Genomic DNA, 19,513 nt, shown 5'->3' with positions numbered 1-19,513 from the left:
GCTTAACAAATCACGCCCATCCCCAAAAATAAAAAAGGACAGCACCATCGTGTTGTCCTCCCGCCTAAAAACCGGCCCGGATTTTCACCCAAATCCGGGTAAAGTATATTTTTCAAGGAAAGAACTTCTGCCGTCTTTTGCCTTTACGACAGCAGGCCGCAGGCTATCTCCGCCGCCAGCGAGGCGTTGTTCTTTATAAGAGCGATATTTGCCGCCAGCGATTTTCCGCCGGTAACCTGCGCTATCTTTTCAAGGAGATACGGCGTTATCCGTTTCCCGGTTATACCGAGCCTGCCGGCCTCGTCGAGCGCAAGCGAGATAGCGTTCTCTGTCATAGCCGCATCGGCTTCAAATTCGGCCGGTACCGGGTTCGCTATCACGGCGCCTCCCGAAAGCCCAAGCTCCCATTTGCACCTGAGCGCACGGGCGATCTCGGCGGGGTCGTCGAAACGGCATTCGGTTTTGAATCCCGACGACCTTGTATAAAAAGCCGGAAAATAGTCGGTGCGGTAAGAAATAACCGGCACGCCCAGCGTTTCCAGTATCTCGAGCGTCAATCCGATATCCAGTATAGCCTTCGCGCCGGCGCAGACCACGGCCACATTGGTGCGGGCAAGTTCCGAAAGATCGGCCGAAATGTCGAAGGTGCTCTGCACGCCGCGGTGCGCCCCGCCTATTCCGCCGGTGGCAAAAACCTCTATCCCCGCGAGCCGCGCGGCTATCATCGTCCCCGCCACCGTGGTTGCGCCGGGTATCTTTTTGGCAAGCACGGCGGGAATATCCCGGCGGGAGACCTTCACGACTTTCTGCCCCATTTTTCCCAGCTCGTCTATTTCCGCCCGGGAAAGCCCCGCCACTATTTTCCCGTTCAGGAGGGCGATAGTTGCCGGAATCGCGCCGCGCGCGCGGACTATGCTTTCAACTTCCAGCGCCGTCTTTACATTCTCAGGGTACGTCATACCGTGAGTTATTATAGTGGACTCAAGCGCGACGAGCGGCCGGCCGTTTTGCCTGGCGGAACGGACTTCCTCGCCAAGGGATAAATATTTTTCAAGGTCCATATATTCTCCGTTTAAAAAAGGACCGCGCCGCGCGCCGTTCCGGGGGCAGAGCGGTCACGCGTTAAAAATAGCCGCCGAAACGGCCCCGCTCACCGACGCTTCGCTCCGGCAGGTGAGGGCCGCGGCAACAAGGCCCGCTCGGGCGCAACGCTGCGGGGAAAACCCTTTGAGCAGGCCGAGATAAAAAGCAGCAAAAAGCGCGTCCCCCGCACCGGTCACGTTCGCCGACCTGACCTTCGGCGCCGCGAAATGTTTTTCAAAGCCGGGCGACAGCACATAAATGCCGCCGGAGCCGAGCGACACCGCCACATTCTTCGCCCCGCGCTCCGCTATTCGCAGCGCGCATTTTTTTGCCTGCGCGGCTGTGCCGCAGCTTTGCCCTGCGAGCAGCCCCGCCTCCGACATGTTGGGCTTGACGAATTCGCACCCGGCCAAAGCCCCCGCAAGCCTCAGCGATTTTTCGTCCGAAACGGGCTCCAAAGCGTACCTGAGCCCGGTCCGCCCGCACAGCCGGGCGAGATGATTTATTGTCGCGGCGCTGAAATTCGCGTCTATCACCGCCGCGTCGAAAGACGCGAGGTCAAGACGCAAAGCGTCTATATCTTTTGGAGCGACCTTTTCGGCCGCCATGTCGCTGAAACCGGCCGCCAAAGCGCCTTCCGGGTTCAGGACGGCCACGTATATCCCGGTCTTTGCGGACGGAATTATTTTGGCGGCAACGCCCAGCCGGCGCAGATCGGCTTTAAGATAATCTCCCCACTGGTCTTTGCCCAGCGGCGTGACCAGCGTTGTCCGGCACCCGAGCTTTGCGAGATTGGCGGCGATGTTCGCCCCCACGCCGCCGGCGCTGAAACGCACTTCGGCCGCGATGGAAGTGCGGGCCCTCTCCGCGCCGCGCGGGCGGACGGTGATATCGAAATTGCAGCCTCCAAAAACCGCTATTTTCATTTTATTTTCTGAGCGCGGCCGTTTTTTTCATGAAAGCCGCCACCCGCTTCGGGTCAAGGGCGTTGCGCCACTTCCCGTCTTTTTTGAAATGCGAACCCACTATAAGCGCGTCGGCGGCCTTGAGATATTTTTCCACATTGTCTATGGTCACTCCGGAGCCTACCAGAACCGGTATAGCCACCGAGGCTTTCACGGCGCGCACCTCCGCAAGCGATGCCTCCGCCCCTGTGCGCTCTCCGGTCACTATCACGGCGTCGCTCATGAAAAATTCCGCCGCCCTCGCGGTTTCGGCGATGGAGACGTCGGCGGTTATGGCGTGGGAGGAGTGCTTCTTTTTGATGTCCGTAAAAATATTTATTTTTTCCGCGCCTATCCTCTTGCGGTAGCGCAGCAGCTCGCCCGCGTCCGAGTTAATCGTCCCCTCATCCGCCACGTGGGCGAAAATAAAACCCTCGGCCCTGATAAAATCAAGTCCCGCGGCTGACGCCGCCGCGAGCGCCTGAATGTTGCCGCCGGCAAGTATCTGAATGCCGCAGGGCAGGCCTGCCGCTCTTTTGACCTCGCTGCCGATAACGGCCATGGCGGCGGTTATTTCGTGCCCGGCGGCGCGGTTAAGGTACGGAACGTCGTGCATGTTTTCTATCGCTATCATATCCACGCCGGCGTCCCTGTATATCCGCGCTTCAAGCAGGGCTTTTTGTCTGACCGCGGCGAAGTTCCCTTCGTAGCGGGGAGTGCCAGGCAGGGCCTGCACGTGTATCATTCCTATGATGGTTTTTTTGCCTGTTAAAATATTTTGCACCGCGCGCTCCTTTGGTACCAGCCGGCTGCTCCTGAAAAATCAGCACAAGCCTCAAACTCTGCGGGTAAATTCTATATTTTTAGAAGCTTCAACCGCCATGTTTTGTTTTTGCTAGATGGAGCGGGTGGCAGGGGAACCGGATAAGGCCGTCTGTTGCGCATAGCGCTTGATACGGCACGGCCATAGGCCAGAGCGAAGCATAATGATGCTTCGCCTCCGGGCCGCAAGGGCGGAGACGGTTCCCTGCGAAGCGGAACCGCCGAGCCGGGGTCGCGCAAAACCGCCATGCGGTTTATGCGTGAATGGAGGCGCGCGCACGGTGTGCGCGACGCCGGTTCCGCGTTTCGGGCCCCTGACAGGACCCGCGAACCCTGCACTGGGAAATCACATAGAAGTCTTGACGTTACCTTTTTGCTTTAAAATTCCGGCAAGGAGCGGGTTTTAATAATTACTGCTTTTTTTAGGATATAAATTGAGAGCCCCCGAGGTCGGGGGCTCTTCAATTGGCACACGGGCCAGACCACTTATGCCGACACTGTTAAGGAGCGGACCGGAAACTGATGGCGCTAAACGCGCCGACCGGAACACCCACCCGGGAGCAGGACCGCCGATGGCGGGCCGCCGAACCAGGACCCCGGCAAACCGCGCCCCACCAAGGTGGGGGAGACGGACCAGGGAAACATCCCGCGGAACGCGCCGCCGACACCGAAAACACACCGCTCAAACACTGGCAGCGAACCGGGGGAAACCGCGCCGAGGGAGCGGGCCGAAGCCCCGCAACCGGAAACGGACTACCAAGAACATCTCAACTTCACCGACGGCGCTTTTAAAAGAACAAGACTGCATAACGAGTATAGCAGGCCGATGTTGACTTGTCAAGGGGGGTATGCTAAAAAAGTTTTTAAAACTTTTTTACGCCATAGGCCATATGCTTCGGGCCATAAGCAAAAAAGACACATATCGGGGGGCAGCATGGCGATCGCACACTGACCACAAAGATTTGATTTAAAAATATTAAAATCAAAATTTTGGAAGAACAGGCGCGCCGCGGCGCCGGATGAACGCCCACCCGTTTCCGTTTATTTATTTGATCTGGAAGTCCGCAATAATAGGTGAATGATCGCTCGCCCCCTCTTTGTTTATCACGTGGTAAGATTTGGAGACCAGCGCGTTTTCCGCGCCGGGCTGCAATATCACCCAGTCCAGGCGCATGTTTAACATATGGGTGCCCTGGTTGTTGCCGCTGGAGCAGTCTATCAGCGAAACCTTTTTAAGGTAATTGCGGAAAGAACCGCCTTCGCCTATTGAAATAGTATTGAGGTCGCCGGCAAGTATTGTAGGCTCCCCCGGAATCGTGAGCGCTTTGACCGCGGTCTCGAACTGGGCTAGCCTGACCTTGGCATTCGCCTTGTTTTCGGTATGCATGGATACCAGGTTTATGCGCACGCTCTTGCCGCCCTTACCGGGCGCCTCAATGTAGGCCGAAATAGAGTTCCGCTGGCCGGTGCGGGGCTGCCCGCCGTCATCCGCCCAGTCATAGCCGCCCTCGCCCTTCATGATGGGCAGGGCCGTGAATTTTCCGCCGCTGAGGGGATAGCGGGAGACTATAGCGTTGCCGCTTGAGCCGCGGCGATCATCGCGCAGTTCTCCGAATTCCGAGGCTGTATAGTAGCTGTAGCCCAGCGCCGAGGCTATCTCACGGGCCGTAACCTTTCCCTTGGCGATCTTGCCGTAGAGGTCGGTCTCGGACAATATAAGGACGTCAGGATTGGCTTTTTTTATAACTTCCAGCAGCTTGTCCAGTTGTTCGCCGCGGCTGGCGTTCCACTGCATGACGCGCAGTTCGCCGGGCGCTCCGGCGGGGCCGGCCTGCGCGGATGAAAAAGAACCGCCCTCTGTGTATCCGACAGCCGGGCGGAATGCGCCATCGGAGTCGGGACCAAGGCTCGGCAGCGGGAGGTCGCCGGACTGGGAGAGGCCGGGAACGGGCCCGATGGGAACCGCCGCTTCCTGTTTGGAAACTTTGCCGCCGTTCTGCGGGGCTTCAACAGCCACAGGGCGCTGCAACCGGGACAAATCGTTCTTTACTTCAACTCCGCCCGCCGCCGACTTTAAAAGGTCCAGCGCGCTGGGCGTTTCAACAGCCATAACGGCGCCTTCCGACAACATTGTTGCAAGAATAAGTGTTAATATCTTCATGTTTTTTGTCTCCGCTGTTTCCGGTACCATCTCTTTAGCTAGTGTATAGTATAATGGCTGTCCCAAAATTTCTAAAGGGTCAATAGCCCATAAAGGTATTGTTTTTAGGTAAGCCTCTGGCTGGGTCTAAAGTCCCAGGGATATTTTCAGGTGGATTTTGCGGCGGGTGGGGAGTGATAATATGGAAAAATTAAAGTTACGGCGATTCCTTGCGGCCGGAGATGGCATCAAGGAAGAGCTGGCCGTATTTTTCAAGTTTTTTCTCGCCTATGCCTTTTATGCCGCGCAGATCGTCCAGGGTTTGCGGCTTTGCGGCGGACATTTCTATAAGCACGCTGTCGTGAAATATTACGTAGGGAGGGATACCGGCTTTATCGGCAAGACTGCGGCGTAACGCGCGCAGACGCTCGAAAAGCTCTTCGTCGGCGGGCAATCCGCAGGCAGCTTTACCTTTCAGGGCCTTGGCCTTCTTTTTGCCTTTAACTTTAAGCGGGACGGGTATTCCCATGCGCACCGTGCCGCGCCCGTTGCAAAGCCCCCGGCCGGCTTCGGTGATGCGCAGCAGCGGATATTCCCCCTCTTCCGTTACCTCAAGAAAATCCTGCACTATAAGCTGGTCTATCCACGAGCGGACGGCGGCTTCGCCGGAATCTTTGAGCAGGCCGAAAACCTGCAATTTGTCGTGGCCGTTTTCGGTCATGCGCTCGTTTACGCGGCCAAGCAGCAAATTGACCACGTAGCCCGTGCCATAGCGGCCTTCGGCGCGCCAGGCGGCGCTTAAAACTTTCTTCGCGGTAAGCAGGGCCTCGTCGTCCGGCAGGCTTTTTGTCTCGCCAAGGCACACGTCGCACGCCCCGCACCCCTCCGCCCTGTCGGGCTCCGGGTATTTTGTCGCAGTCCCATCTTCGATGGGAACCACTGCTCGGGCACACCCCTCCGCCTTGCCCGGCTCCGGGTAAATATCCGCATCCCCGTCTTTACAAAAAGCCTCCTCAAAAATACACTCTTCCGCGGCGGTTTCAGCCGGAGGATACGGCGCGCCGAAGTGTTCGGTGAGCAAGCGGTGGCGGCATACGGGAGATACAGCGTAGCGGCCTATTTCGCGCAGCTGGCGTTCAAGGGCGCGTTCCCTTTCGGGAGGCAGGTTGGCGTCCTTTTTGGCCAGGTAGCGGTGAAGGGCCAGATCCGAAGCGGAAAACAAAAGCAGGCATTCGGCGGGAAGGCCGTCGCGGCCCGCGCGGCCCGATTCCTGCTGATAGTGCTCCACCGAGCGGGGAGTGTTAGCGTGAGCCACATAGCGCACATTGGAGCGGTCTATACCCATGCCGAAGGCGATAGTGGCCACAATAACATCCAGCCGCTCGTTCACAAAATCGTCCTGGGCGCGCCGCCTGTCTTCGGCGTTAAGCCCCGCGTGGTATGGCGCGCAGGAGATACCCTCTTTTTTTAGCCCCGCCGCGATGCGCTCCACGTCTTTGCGGGTTTGGGCGTACACAATACCGCCCGAACCCGCGTATCGGCGCGCTATTTCAAGCACCTGCGCAAGCTGGTCGCGGCGCGGCAGGGCCCGATAAACAAGGTTCGGCCGGTCCGGGTGCCCCACTAACCGCAACGGGGAACGCAGGCCCAGTTGGGCGCAGATGTCTTTTTGTACTTCGGGCGTGGCGGTGGCGGTTAAAGCCATGCGGGCGGCTTTGGGGAACTGGTCTAAAACTTCGGTAAGGCGGCGGTACTCGGGCCTGAATTCGTGGCCCCAGTGCGAAACGCAGTGCGCCTCGTCCACGGCGGCAAGAATAACGCGCCCGGAAATATATTTAAGCAGGTCGCCCGCGAGCAGGCGCTCAGGGCTTACATATAAAAGTTCTGTGATACCCTCGGACAACCGCCAGTATGTGTCGCCGCGCTTGCTGGCTTCAAGATTTGAGTGCATCGCGTCAGCCATCAGGCCCGCCTCGCGCGCGGCGGCCACCTGGTCGTCCATGAGGGCTATAAGCGGGGAGACAACGAGCACCAGCCCCTTATTGCCCATGGCGGCCGGAAGCTGATAACACAGGCTTTTGCCGCCGCCGGTGGGCAGAACCACAAGGCTGTCCCGCCCGGCTAAAGCGGCTTCAATGGCCTCTTTCTGCAGCGGCTTGAAAGAATCGTAGCCCCACTGCTTTTTTAAAATTTCTTTAAGTTTCATTTAACTAGTATAGCAAGACAAAGCGACAGCGCAGTGTCGTATTGAAAACGCCGGAATTATAGGTCTGCCTATTTTTTCGCACACAATATTATGATCGCTTGTAAGTGATCAGTGAATCTCTACTGCTTTCCCCAAATCCACATAGGCTATCAGGCCTTTGACGGGCAGCTTATAGATTTCAGCGGCAAGTGCCAGGTAACGCTTTAACTGCGCGGCGTATTTTTCCGCGTCTTCCGCGCCGGTTTTGAAGTCTATTATGGTTATGAGATCTTTGTCTATTATAAGCCGGTCCACGCGGGAGAGATTGCCGTTTTTGTCGGCAAATTCGGTCTCGGTTTTAATGATGCGGCCCTCTTTGGGCTCAAACCAGGGCTTAACTTCCGGCAGAGCCAGGAAAGCGGCCAGAGTTTTTACTATCTTAGTCTCATTAAACTTTACCGGATAGCGCGGCGCGCATTCTTGATAGATGACTTCAAGGATAGAGGCCAGAATCGGGAGTTGAGCGCCAGAAGAAGAATCTGACTTGTGACTTGTGCCTTGTGACCTGTGACTTAACGGAAAAGACGGCAGAGTAATGATATGGGATAGGATGTCGTGGACCAATTCGCCTTCTTTTGAGCCGGCATAGGCGTTTAGAGTGGGTATGGCGGAGACGACCTCATAATTAGCGCTGTAAACCGGCTCCGGCTCCAGCGGCTTCAAAAAGGTAGCGTCTACCTTTTTAACCTGCAATCTGTCACCTGCCGCCTGTAACATGTCCTCAGACAGATAATTGTCAAAAAGATCGGTGGGTTTGACGGTTTCGGACGGATTTTTGCGCTTTTTCCTGATCACCAGGTTATAAAGCTCTTCCTTGGCGCGGGTTTCAATAACATACAGCAGATTCAGGTCCTGAACATTGCCGTCCGTTTTCTTACTTTCATAAACCCGGCCCAGTTCGGGCAGCTGGGCGGCCGCGCTCTTTATTATTTTATATACCTTTATCCCTTCCGGCGTTTCGTCAAAATACATGACATCAGCTAGGTCCCGGTCTTCGTATATTAAATTTATCACCACCGAGAAACCCAGGCCCTTGGCCTTGTGGAAGGTCATTACGCGCGCGGCTTCAAGGTAATCGGGCAGGATTATGGAAAAAGCCGTGCCGCGGCTTTCGTCATCCCCCCGGGCAAAATCAAGGAAGCCGCGCACGCCTGTTATGCCGGCCGATTGGGCCTTGGAAACTATATTAAGGAATTTGGACAGGAACGCGGATTCATCGGGGAAGTGCCTGAACAGTTCGAACTTTAAATAAATAAGCGCGCACAGTTCGTAAAGCGGCAGATAGCCGGTTTTACGGAACAATTCATCGAAAAATCGCGCCCAGTATTTGGAATATTTTGGGTGATCTTTGAAATGTGGATACAAGATATTGTGGTAAGTGGCGGAGATTCCCTGTGACTTGAGACCTGTGACCTGCGACCTGTGACTTGCGCGCGTTTGAAAGATGAATTCCAACAGTTCCGAGCGCGCAACGCTCGCGGCTTTGCGGAATATCTCACCGGTCACAAAAGCGGCGAAGGCGGAATCGTCTGCCGGGGTTTCAAGGAATTTTAACAGCGCAAGCAGTTCCGCTATCACCCGGCGTTCCCGTATATCCAGGGAACTCAGCGAGGCCACGGGGATATGGGCGGCGGTAAGCCATTCCACCACGGGCTTTATGCGCTTGTTCTTGGCTGCCAGAATGGCTATTTCGTTCAAGGGATAGCGCTTGCGGGCGCTTTCTATTATTTTCAGCAGTTCCCCACGCTCCACCTGGTCGTCGGTTATGTTTTCGGCCTCAAGGGAAATGGTCTGGACAAAACCGGCGGCGGCGCGCTCTTTTTGCGGGGCCTGCTCGTAGGAAGTAAGCTCGGTTACATCTTCGCCTGCAAGTTCTTTGCGGTTTTTGAGGTCGTGCTTGAAAACGGCGTTCACATAATCCAGTATTTTGCCGCCGCTGCGGTAGTTAACGGGCAAATTCACAAGTTCAAGCCTGCCGCCCACCGAGGCAAGCTCTAAATTATCGCAATGGTCCTTTTTGCCCTCGGCGTAAGTAAGCAAATCGCGCATTATTTTATAGTCGGCGTTGCGGAACATGAAAATGGCCTGCTTGATGTCGCCCACCATAAAAAGCGAGCCCTGGCCGGACAATGATTCTTCTATCAGCGGCTTGAAATTATCCCATTGCAGCTTGTTGGTGTCCTGGAACTCGTCTATAAGATAATGATTTATGCGCTCGCCCAGTTTAAGGTAAATATCCGGCGCGACATTGGCGTTTATATAGGTGGAAAGCTTTTTGTTCACATCGTTTATGTGGATGATATCGGTTTTACCGCGCTTAACGCGTTCGAGTTCGGCCTTGAAACGGGAATAAATGGAGGTATACGGGTGAAAGTAGCTTAAAGCGTCGGCCATAAGCAGTTGGCGCACCAGTTCGCTTAAATATTCCAGGTCCTTTTTTGTGTCCGGCGTGACGGGAAATTCGCCGGTAGTGCGGTTTTTCCTGCCACCGTTCAAAAGCCAGTTTTCAAAGCTGTAATTTGAAATGAAGGCGTTAATGTCCTTGTTTTCAATGGCGGCGGCCAGGCTGCCCTTCATAAGTTCGGGCTTTATTTTTTTCTTAAGCTCCCCACAGGCTCTGAGGATATCCCCCCAAAGCTGCTCGCGAGCCTTGCCGGGGGCGCCGGAGTCGTCGGAAATTATCTCGCCCTTGGTTTTGCCTTCTTCATTAAGGAACGCGGCGAAATAGTCGCGTATGCGCAGGACCGGATTCCAGGGATAAGCGCCCTTTTCAGGCAGGATGTTAAGGAAAGTGTCTATGTTGGCTTTAAGATCCTTGTCAGTGCCAAGGCGCGAGAACATGGAATACAGGGCCAGCTCGATAAGGTCGTCGTAGGACATGGTGATCTCGGGGTTCAGCGGCAGGTCCAGTTCGTTTACCGAGGCGGTCATCACGCGCGTCATGAAACTGTCTATGGTCTGTATGTGAAAGTCGGAATAATTGTCTATTACGCGCTCAACCAGCGCCGCGGCTTTTTTTTGAGCATCGGCGCGGCTTATGTCCACCAGGCGCAGAGTCTCGTCCATCTTTTGGGAATCGGGCTTCAGGGCGATTTCCTTAAGCCAGTCCAAAATGCGCGTTTTCATTTCCTTGGCCGCGTTATTCGTGAAGGTGACGGCCAGAATATTTTCCAGGTCGTGGTCCGGGATCTTTTCGGAAAGCAGGAACTGGACATAGCGCTGCGCGAGCGTGTATGTTTTGCCCGAGCCGGCCGAGGCGCTTATTAAAAGGGCGTGCGGGAACTTAAGTTCCGTGTCGCTTTTAAGCACCGGGGCGGCGGTTTTATTATTGCGGGAGACCGGCATATCCATAATATAGATAAATAAAGGCGGAAAATAAACCGAAAACAAAACAGCCCCGCTTTTTGAGGGCAAGGCCGCTTTATCTTTGAAAAAGATATTGTCGCTTAATTACGAGCAGCAGCAGTCCTTTTTCGGAGTGGCGTTCATGTTCGTTTTTGTGTTCGTGTTGGGCGTGGTCGTCCTGTTCGTGGTGTTGCAGCAGGTCGTATTGGTGTTAACGGTCGTCATCGGCGTGTTGCAGCAGGTCGGCACGGTCACAGGCGTGGTGTTTAACGTCTTTGTGGGACACTTCGTGTTCTTCGCGCAGCGGTAAGTTGTCATTGTTTTTAGTCTCCCCGGCTCAAGTCCGGCTCAGTTTAAAGCCGCTTTAGCGGCCACATTTCTATTTTACCAATTTATACCGGCTTTGCGGGTTATTTACCCCTTAAGGCGAAGTACCCCCTCCAGCCCTGCCTGAAAAGAATAAAAACCGGCATCCGCTCCCTGTTTTTCCATAGTTTTCACGAGGGAGGACGGACTACTGTGCGATTTGCAATCCGGCGGTTTTCAGGGCGTCTTTGGAAAGCTTCAGGCTGACCACACAGCCATCGTCGTTTGACCAGCCGGACCTGACAATTTGCGCGCCTTTGATCACGTCATTTATCTTTGTGGCAAGCACGGAATCCGTTTCAATAGCCTTTGCCACAGTGATACCGCCTTCAAGCTTCACGCCTTTGACCAGAGACAGCATGTTATACTGCGCGTTAACCACCGCCGCGTTTCTGGAAGTGGCCATCCGCTGGGTCTTATTTTCAAGCTTTTGATCCGCCGCGCCCATTCCCCTGGCGAAAACATACTTTGCGGTGACGCCCTCTTCAATCCATTCCCTGTTTATTTCACCTTCTTTTATAACGGCTTTATCCGGCGCGGTTCTGCACGCGCACGCAAAAAGCACGATAAGCATAATACCAATATGTGTTTTTTTCATTTGTTTGGTTTTCCTTTATTTTTATTTTGCCGCGGTTTTGTATTCTCCAATTAATGCTTTCAGCTGGGGATCGTCGGGAATTTTATTTATTAAAGGAACGATCTCGTAAGTATAGCCCGACAGTTTCCTGTTACCATTAAATCTTAAAACAATCTTACCGGCCTGCTGAAGATTGCCGCCGGCCTGCGCTATTAAAGCGCCGCCGGCCTTTATAGGTTTGTTCAAAAGTGTTTGGGAATGGCCGCCTATTATTAAATCAAATTCCCTGAATTCCGCGGCTATTTTACTATTCTCATCTGCGCCGGCGTGGGAAAGAAGGATCAGAAAATCCGCGTTTTCCCCGTCTTCCAGAACTTCTTTCAAATCCTTGAACTCAAGCTTGTCTGTGAACGCATCCGGATAAAGTGAAAATATTTCCGGGCTTATAAAAGACACGATCCTGATTTTAATGCCGCTGACGACAACAGTCTTATCCGCCAAGCCTATGGCCGCGCCGCCCCAAAGGCCTGTGGTTCTCAAAGCGGCCTGATCCGCCGGCGGCGCGGCGGCGTCCGATGCCGGCCCGCTTTTATCCGCCTTCCAGCCGACATTTGAAGCGATAAACGGAAGTTTTCCGCCTTTGAGCGCCTCCATAAATCCGCCGAAATAAAGGTCCTGGTCGCCCACAGCTATGGCGTCATAGCCCGCCATTTCCATGGCTTTAAGCGCTAAATCGGCTTGGGCGGCGGAAACGGCATAAGGCAGAAAATCACCGGAATCCAGCAGAATATGGCTGGGATATTTTTGAATTTGTTGTTTAAGGAAAGAAACAAGTTTGACAAAACCGCCGTAGGCTTGTTTGTTAGAATAAGACGGTTCCAGGCAGCCGTTAGCCGAACCAGTGAAAAAAACGGCAATTTCGGAGGGCTTGGTCCATTTTTTCGCGCTCACTTCAGCCAGTTTGTTCTTCAAGGCGGCTTTTCTTTCCTCATCATAAGCCTCTGAAACATATTCAATGGTACCGGCGGGCGATATAATGAACGCTTTGGGAACTACAACAAAAGCTCCCCTGAACAAATCGTATTTCCGGCCTATTACCTGCGCTTTGGGATCCCACAACACGGGAAACGTTATTTTGTGCTTTTCCGCGAACCGGACCAACTTGTCCTTGTCCGCGTCAACGCCCACAAGATAGACGGCGGCATTATATTGTTTGGCTATTTCGGTCAGGTCGATTATTTCTTTAAGGCAACTGTCGCACCAAGTGCCGAAAAAAGAAAGAACTACAGGCTTATTGTCGCGGAGAATATCAGCGAGCGAAACGGTTTTGCCGTTTAGGTCCACCGCCTCAAACTCAGGCGCTCTGTCCCCCGGACTAAAACCGCCCGCCCGGCAGGGCAAGCAGGATAAGACTAATAATCCAATAAGAATCAATTCCGGGACATTTTTTCCACTATTTTTTGGCATGCGTCCTTTAATTCGCCGGCTGAGGCGGCTTTCTGGTCATAAGACGCAAGTATTTTGCCGGTTTCCACGTCAATTAAATTCACCGTAATGTAATAAATATCCAGCAATTTAGACAGAGAACCGACCGCCATCCGCTGAACATTAAGAAGTTTCCCCATCTGCGCTACGCATTCCTGATCGGTGCAGCCGCTATTCTGGAACTTCTGCTCGGCAAGCACGGCGTCCATGTTGTTCCTGTCCATCACATTGAACAAGCCTGTGCCTACCATCTCCGTGCGCAGAAAATCCGCCACTATGGACGCATCGGACTGCGACACGTTCTTGGCGGTGAAATCCGCGACCGCGATCAGGTTCAACCCGGTCATTTTTGCCAGGACCAGTTTGTTTTCAGGGTCAAGTTTCAGGGCTTTTCCGCATATATTCAAAGCTTCCCGCCTGTCCGGCTTTTCCCCGGCGACAAGGCTGTCAGCCCAGGCCAGATAGGTCTGGATAAGGTCTTCCTTAGCGGCAGTGTTGTTCTTGTCCAGTTCAAGCGCTTTCTGGAAAGTCCCTTCCGCATTCTGCCATTGCTTGTCCTGTAAATACGCCCCGCCATTCAACAGAAGTTGGCTGACCCGCGCATCCAGATCAGTATTTCTACCAAATTTGAATCCCACCGAGAATCTGTGGCTCAGGCCCAGTTCCTTCTCCGGGTTGCTTAACAAGGCGTAGTCCAGGTTGCAGTCACCGAATTTCATGCCGAAACCGAAGGTCGGATTGGGCTTGTCGTAACCGGCCCTGAACGCCACTGAATGGGAAAGGCTGTATTCCACCCCGGCGTGCGGCTGGTATATGCCTCCGGTCTTTTTTTCCACATCGCCAGCAAGCGTCAGAGAATGGTCAAAAAAAACGAAGGCGACGCCGGCCTTCGCGTTCAGCGGAAATTCGTCGGTTAACACCTCCCGTTGTATTTTGGGCGCGACCAGATTCTGCACATTAATGCCGGCGCTGAACCCGAACGGATATTCGTCTTCGGGCAGTTTAGCCAGCAGTCCCGCGTCCAGCCCGTAGCCGGTCCCGTTGAAGCCGTCCATAGCCCTGCTTACGCGCTTAGCGGCAAAGCCGAAATACACCGTGTCCGGTAACAGTTCCATTCCGGCCCCGGCGTAAACGGTATTATACTGGTCGGCGAACGTGCCGACGGGGTTGTTCAACTGGTCGGTTTTAGCGATCCCCCCGGAATACAATTGTCCGGCGGCAAGGCCGAGAACCAGCTTTGAAAACGGATGCGCATAACTGGCAAAGTCGTATCTGGTCGAGTCAAATAACTGGATATGCGTAAGCTGGAACTCTTTGCGCTTTAACCGGCCAAGCCCGGCGGCATTCCAGTATATCGCCGAGGCGTCGTCCGCCACGGCCGTAAACGCCCCGCCCATGGCAAGCGGCCGCGCCCCCCCGCCTTCGTCCAGATAATACCCAGGCAATCCGCCGCTGCCGGTATCGGCGCACAGGCGGCCCATTAGCGCAAACAGAATAACCGCAAAAACCAGGTATTTCCTAAAACAATTTATATTCATAATCACTCGTAACTGCACAGGTTGTTTAGGCTGTAGGCTAAAGGTTTTTAGGAACAATTTTTTTGTCTTGTTTTACCTTACAGCCTGCTCTTCCTTCAGTCTAATAGCCTTTCTATCCGCCCAAGCAGCCCCTACTTAACCGCTACCTTGATCGTTTTCTTTTCCGACCCGGCTTTGACAATACAGATATAGGCTCCGGCGCCCACATAAGCGCCCTTGTCGTTTTTTCCGTCCCAGGCGACGTCATTTACTCCGATGCTCCCGCCCACAGCGCCGCTTGGCAAAGTTTTATGCCACACCGGCTTACCCAGCAGGTCATATATCCGTATGTCCACACTGGAATCCGCTTTCAGGCTGTAATGGATTTTTGTCGTGCCGCCCCGGCCGGCCGTAAACGGATTCGGGTAATTGCCGACGCTCGCCAACTCCCCGTTTTGAGGCGTGTACGCAACTATTTTAAACAAAGACAGATGATTCACCACCGCCGTCACCGTCTTTTTTATCTTATCAACCACTGAGTCATAAATTATTTCCCACCGTACTTTTGCGGTGTTGTAATATGACAGTTTCAGCGAATCTTCGTCTGCCGTAGATACCTGTGAATAGGTGTATGGAAGCGAGATAGTGATGTTTTTTTGCAGTGTAAGCGCGGCATTAGAGAGTTTTATCTCTTCGGATATACCGGTATCCTTAGAAGTAGCGTCCCGTGGCGCGGGTGGAACGGAGGAAGGCACGGATATTAAGATATCAGCCGCCGCGCTCAATGTCCCTGCCGGAATAGCCACCGTAGCGCCGTCTCCGGCCTGAAAGACATTGTCCTGCGAAGGATTTATAGCGCTGCCGATATGTATGTTGAAATGGCCCTCATTTACGCCGATATTTCCCGCCATATCCACAGCCACAAAATGCGCGTACCATGCGCCGGCGCTCAATACCGTGCTTGTTGCGGCCCCCGTGAAATACGCGCAGGAAACATTATCGGGCATAGTGCCGGTTAACTGGTCAATTTTGTAATAGTAGCCGGCTATTCCCGATGTGTCCTGGGCTGACAAATTAAAGGTTACAGCCGCCGAAATATAAGTGACGGCGCTTGACGGGTTCGTCGGCGATTCAACAACGGGGGCTGACGGCGGAGTGGTATCTATAAAAGCGCCTGCGCTCCACGGTGAATAATTGCCGTAGAGATCATATGGGTTTTTGGCCCGCACCCTGGCGTAATACGCGCCCTCGCCTGTGAATGTTTTGGAAAACACATTTCCGACATAACCATCAAAAATATTTGCGGGCAGGGCGGAATTATGCCCCACCTGAAGATAATAGCCCGCAATCCCGGATTCGGGATCCGTCGCGGTTCCCTGGTCCCAGTTGAATGTTATTATCGTTGAGGAGGTATAAACCACTCCGGCGGACGGGGTGGACGGAACGCCAGCAGGCGGAGTTGCGTCAACCGTTGCGTTAAAACCGTTGCCAAGTGTGCCGGATTGAGCGTCCGTATTGGTTACCACAACATTCCACTGCCCCGGAACCATGCTGATGGTTAGCGGCAATGTGCAGGTAAGCTGTGTGGAATTCACAAAAACAACATCCGTGGCCGCAATATCGCTCTGCCCGGCTTTGGCCAGTTTCACCGTTGCCCCGGACAGGAAATATGATCCGTTCACAATCACGCCTGAAAGCGGGGTGTAATTCAAGCCTGACGCTGGATTTACGGATGAAACCGCTGGCGCTGGCAGCCGCACGGTGAAACTGCCGGCAAGCGTTGCGGAATTATTATCCAAATTTGTCACCGTAACATTCCACGTTCCGGTGGCCGCATTGGTCAAATCGAATATGCACGTTATTTTCGCCGCAGTTACCACATTTACGCTTGTGGCCGTAATATCCGTCTGTCCGGTTTTACTCAATTTCACAACCGCGCCGGAAAGGAAACCCGTCCCCGCCAGGTTGGTTATGCTGACCGTTCCGGTGCTTACCCCTTGCGCGGGCGCAATTGAAGTCATAGTAGGCGGCACAGCTTTAACGGTAAACCCGTTGGATAGCGTGCCGCTTCGGGTGTCGGCATTTGTTACAACCACATTCCATAGTCCTATCGCCGCTCCGTTCAACAGCAGCGTGCAGGTGATTTTGGTGTCGCTTACAACCGTCACATTCGTGGCAATTATATCGGTCTGTCCGGATTTAGTCAGCTTCACCGAGGCACCAGTGTAGAAATTAGTCCCCGCCAGATTGGATATATTGAGGGAACCGGTGTTGGTACCGGAACTCGGGTCAATGGACGCGACAGTCGGATAGGGTGCATTGACCATGAAACTGTTGCTCAATGTGTTGGTCTGCCCGTCGGAATTGGTAACGACCACATTCCATAAGCCGGGGACCGCGCCGGTGATGGGGAATGTGCAGGTAAGCTGGGCGGGGCCGACAAAAACCACGCCCGTGACCGCGATATCGCTCTGTCCCGTTTTGGTCAGCTTTACTATCGCCCCTGAAATAAAATATGAACCGCCCAACTGCGCGCCGGTAACCGAACCGGTGTTCAGACCTGATGTTGGATTAACCGACGACAACACCGGCGCTGGCAACGACACAGTAAACCCGTTATTAAGCGTTACAAAATTATTATCCGGATTAGTAACTGTTACATTCCACTGTCCGGTGGCAGCGCCTGTCAGATCAAATGTGCATGTTATGGTCGCCGAAGTTATCGCATTTACGTTCACGCTTGTGCCCGGTATATCGCTTTGCCCGGTTTTAGTCAGCTTCACCGCCGCGCCGGTAAGGAAACTCGTTCCCGCCAGATTGGTTATGCTCACCACTCCGGTGTTCGGCCCTTGTGCGGGCGCAATTGAGGTTATAGTAGGCGGCACGGCTTTAACAAAGAACCCATTATTTAACGCGCCGCTTCTGGTGTCCGCGTTTGCTACAATCACATTCCACTGGCCTATTGCCGCCCCGTTCAGCGGCAGGTCACAGGTTATTTTCGTGTCGTTTACGACAACAATATTCGCGGCGGTTATATCAGCCTGGCCGGTTTGAGTCAGCTTAACCGATGCGCCGATGTAAAACCCTGTACCCGCCAGGTTGGTTATACTTAGAGAAGCGTTGTTTGTGCCTAAGCCGGGATCAATGGACGTGACAGTCGGATAGGGCGCATTGACCATAAAACCGTTGGTTAATGTGCCGCTTTGTCCGTCGGGATTAGTAACGACTACATTCCATTGCCCCGGCACCGCGCCGGTTATCGGGAGTGTACAGGTAAGCTGGGTGGAACTCATAAAACCCACGGCCGTGGCCGCAATATCGTTCTGCCCCGCTTTGGTCAGCTTTACTGTTGCGCCGCTGACAAATTTTGTGCCCGTAAGGTTCGTTATGCTTACAGTTGCGTTGTTGAGGCCTGAAATGGGCGTTATTGATGTTATGGTCGGGGGCGGAGGCATATTAAAAAACGTCATCGTATGGTTGGCATTCATTGTTATAGAAGCACTTCCATCAGCTGAATAATCCACGCCGTCGCGCTGCCATTTATAGCTGTACCCTTGTAATTCCGCCATTGCTGCATTTAATGTAACTAAAGTCCCACTGTTATAAGTTCTTGTAAACTGCGTGTTGCCGTCTGATGCGGCATTATTGTCATTTGGGCTAACTATAATTAGGGCGCCACTCGCCGGATTAACTGAGGCGACTGTTAATACATACGCCGGCACATAAACAGCCGTCATTGTATGGGCCGCGTCCATGGTAAAAGTAATACTTTGTGTGGTTGAATAATCAACCCCGTCACGCTGCCATTTTTGGAAGTTGTTTCCGCCAGCCGTTGCCGGGGCCGTTAGCGTAACAGAAGTTCCGCTGTTGTAAGTTCTTGTAAACTGTGTGTTGCCATTTGATGCGGCATTGTTATCCGCTGGACTGACCGTAACACTGACGCCGCTCGCCGGATTAACTGAGGCCACTGTTAATACATACGTCGGTACATAAGTATAAACAGCCGTCATTGTATAGGCCGCGTCCATGGTAAAAGTAATACTTTGGTTGGTTGAATAATCAACCCCGCCGCGTTGCCATTTTTGGAAATTACTGCCGGGTATCGCCGGAGCAGTTAATGTAACCGAAGTCCCGCTGTTATAAGTTCTTGTAAACTGCGTGCTACCGTTGGATGCGGAATTATTATCTGCAGGGCTGACCGTAACGCTGACGCCGCTCGCAGGATTAATTGAGGCCACTGTTAATACATACGCCGGCACAGTAACGGTAAATCCGTTGGACAACGTGGCGCTCTGTGCGTCCGGATTTGTCACCACAACATTCCATGCGCCCGAGGCTGCGCCGCTGATGGGCAAGGTGCAGGTAAGTTGTGTTGAATAGATCTCGCAGCTGGCGCTGCTGCCCCAGGGGCAGGTCGAGCGTCAGCGCCGGGTCATGGCGATGGTGGAACAGGCCGACGCCGAAGGCTTCGGCAGTTGCTCGAACGAAGGCGAGTGCGAGGCGGTCTGCCCGAAGGAGATCCCGATCTCGAACATCGCACGGATGACGCGCGAATACGTCAAGGCCGTCCTGGCCGCGAAGTAGCACGCCGGTTGGTACAGGCGCGGCCCGGGTGGGCCGCGCAAGAGGAGACTCGATGACGAAGCGGATGATGGTGGGCGCCGGCGTGACGGCGGCCCTTGTGGTGGCAGCGCTCGGAACCCTGGCCGCGCAGGCCCCCGCGGTGAAGCGGACGATCCTGCAGCAGCACGACATCACCTCGGAGCAGCCGTATTCGCGGCTGCACAAGCTGAGCGGCACCAAGGCCGTGGCGATGAAGTACCCGGAACCGCCGCGGATCGCGGTCGAGCACAAGCGCTGGCTGAATGAGAAGGAGATGAAAGCGCTGGAGGAAAAGTACACGCCGGAAATCGTGCGCCGCATCGGGGAAATGGCGAAGAAGGTGGGCGGGCACGGGGGCATGGATTTCATGATGGACTGGCGGCTGAT

The 19,513-nt window shown here is 54.0% G+C and carries 11 protein-coding genes and 2 pseudogenes; 3 read left to right on the top strand and 10 right to left on the bottom strand.

All coding sequences use genetic code 11. From position 1 onward, the window contains the following. Positions 1-143: 143 nt before the first annotated feature. The 6 genes from NTX59_04730 to NTX59_04705 form a co-directional block, all read right to left on the bottom strand. Positions 144-1,061: a pseudouridine-5'-phosphate glycosidase gene (locus NTX59_04730; GenBank protein MCX5784970.1), complete on the bottom strand. Its 918-nt coding sequence runs from the start codon at positions 1,059-1,061 to the stop codon at positions 144-146. Between the two features lie 54 nt (positions 1,062-1,115). Continuing rightward, the gene (locus tag NTX59_04725) at positions 1,116-2,009 is read right to left on the bottom strand and encodes a PfkB family carbohydrate kinase (GenBank protein MCX5784969.1); all 894 of its coding nucleotides are present in this window, start codon (positions 2,007-2,009) and stop codon (positions 1,116-1,118) included. A 1-nt stretch (position 2,010) separates the two neighbouring features. Further along, positions 2,011-2,811, bottom strand: coding sequence for a BtpA/SgcQ family protein (locus tag NTX59_04720; GenBank protein ID MCX5784968.1), 801 nt, complete (start codon positions 2,809-2,811; stop codon positions 2,011-2,013). A 1,083-nt stretch (positions 2,812-3,894) separates the two neighbouring features. Next, complete coding sequence (locus NTX59_04715; GenBank protein MCX5784967.1) at positions 3,895-5,010, bottom strand: endonuclease/exonuclease/phosphatase family protein; 1,116 nt, start codon at positions 5,008-5,010, stop codon at positions 3,895-3,897. A 196-nt stretch (positions 5,011-5,206) separates the two neighbouring features. Beyond that, positions 5,207-7,195, bottom strand: coding sequence for a RecQ family ATP-dependent DNA helicase (locus NTX59_04710; protein MCX5784966.1), 1,989 nt, complete (start codon positions 7,193-7,195; stop codon positions 5,207-5,209). Positions 7,196-7,303: 108 nt separating this feature from the next. Beyond that, positions 7,304-10,585, bottom strand: a complete 3,282-nt coding sequence (locus tag NTX59_04705) for a UvrD-helicase domain-containing protein (protein ID MCX5784965.1) — start codon at positions 10,583-10,585, stop codon at positions 7,304-7,306. 76 nt (positions 10,586-10,661) lie between these two features. Between NTX59_04705 and NTX59_04700 the strand changes: the two genes are divergently transcribed. Then, positions 10,662-10,889 (top strand): hypothetical protein, encoded by a 228-nt coding sequence (locus NTX59_04700; protein ID MCX5784964.1) that lies wholly within the window; start codon positions 10,662-10,664, stop codon positions 10,887-10,889. Between the two features lie 204 nt (positions 10,890-11,093). Here the strand turns inward: NTX59_04700 and NTX59_04695 are convergent, their stop codons facing one another. The 4 genes from NTX59_04695 to NTX59_04680 form a co-directional block, all read right to left on the bottom strand. Next, entirely contained in the window at positions 11,094-11,543 is a 450-nt protein-coding gene (locus NTX59_04695) for a hypothetical protein (protein MCX5784963.1), read from the bottom strand. A 21-nt stretch (positions 11,544-11,564) separates the two neighbouring features. Beyond that, positions 11,565-12,989, bottom strand: a complete 1,425-nt coding sequence (locus NTX59_04690) for a redoxin domain-containing protein (GenBank protein MCX5784962.1) — start codon at positions 12,987-12,989, stop codon at positions 11,565-11,567. Beyond that, entirely contained in the window at positions 12,953-14,545 is a 1,593-nt protein-coding gene (locus NTX59_04685; GenBank protein ID MCX5784961.1) for a PorV/PorQ family protein, read from the bottom strand. The genes NTX59_04690 and NTX59_04685 overlap by 37 nt, the downstream gene beginning before the upstream one ends. A gap of 131 nt (positions 14,546-14,676) precedes the next feature. Next, on the bottom strand, positions 14,677-18,093 hold the full coding sequence (locus tag NTX59_04680; GenBank protein MCX5784960.1) for an IPT/TIG domain-containing protein: 3,417 nt from the start codon (positions 18,091-18,093) through the stop codon (positions 14,677-14,679). A gap of 814 nt (positions 18,094-18,907) precedes the next feature. On the opposite strand from NTX59_04680, the pseudogene NTX59_04675 reads away from it, so the two are divergent. Both NTX59_04675 and NTX59_04670 read left to right on the top strand, forming a co-directional pair. Next, a pseudogene (locus NTX59_04675) lies at positions 18,908-19,108 on the top strand (succinate dehydrogenase/fumarate reductase iron-sulfur subunit). 145 nt (positions 19,109-19,253) lie between these two features. Next, positions 19,254-19,513 (top strand): annotated as a pseudogene (locus NTX59_04670) (acetylgalactosaminidase).

The sequence above is a fragment of the Elusimicrobiota bacterium genome (assembly GCA_026388155.1).
Classification (GTDB): Bacteria; Elusimicrobiota; Elusimicrobia; order Elusimicrobiales; family UBA9959; genus UBA9634.
The sequence above is the reverse complement of the archived record's forward strand: the minus strand, read 5'-3'. Positions and strand labels throughout refer to the sequence as shown.

Coding starts and splice junctions, on each gene's coding strand:
- NTX59_04705 (MCX5784965.1), bottom strand. CDS start 10,585: ATGGATATGCCGGTCTCCCGCAATAATAAAACCGCCGCCCCGGTGCTT.
- NTX59_04730 (MCX5784970.1), bottom strand. CDS start 1,061: ATGGACCTTGAAAAATATTTATCCCTTGGCGAGGAAGTCCGTTCCGCC.
- NTX59_04695 (MCX5784963.1), bottom strand. CDS start 11,543: ATGAAAAAAACACATATTGGTATTATGCTTATCGTGCTTTTTGCGTGC.
- NTX59_04725 (MCX5784969.1), bottom strand. CDS start 2,009: ATGAAAATAGCGGTTTTTGGAGGCTGCAATTTCGATATCACCGTCCGC.
- NTX59_04715 (MCX5784967.1), bottom strand. CDS start 5,010: ATGAAGATATTAACACTTATTCTTGCAACAATGTTGTCGGAAGGCGCC.
- NTX59_04680 (MCX5784960.1), bottom strand. CDS start 18,093: ATGGCGGAATTACAAGGGTACAGCTATAAATGGCAGCGCGACGGCGTG.
- NTX59_04685 (MCX5784961.1), bottom strand. CDS start 14,545: ATGAATATAAATTGTTTTAGGAAATACCTGGTTTTTGCGGTTATTCTG.
- NTX59_04710 (MCX5784966.1), bottom strand. CDS start 7,195: ATGAAACTTAAAGAAATTTTAAAAAAGCAGTGGGGCTACGATTCTTTC.
- NTX59_04690 (MCX5784962.1), bottom strand. CDS start 12,989: ATGCCAAAAAATAGTGGAAAAAATGTCCCGGAATTGATTCTTATTGGA.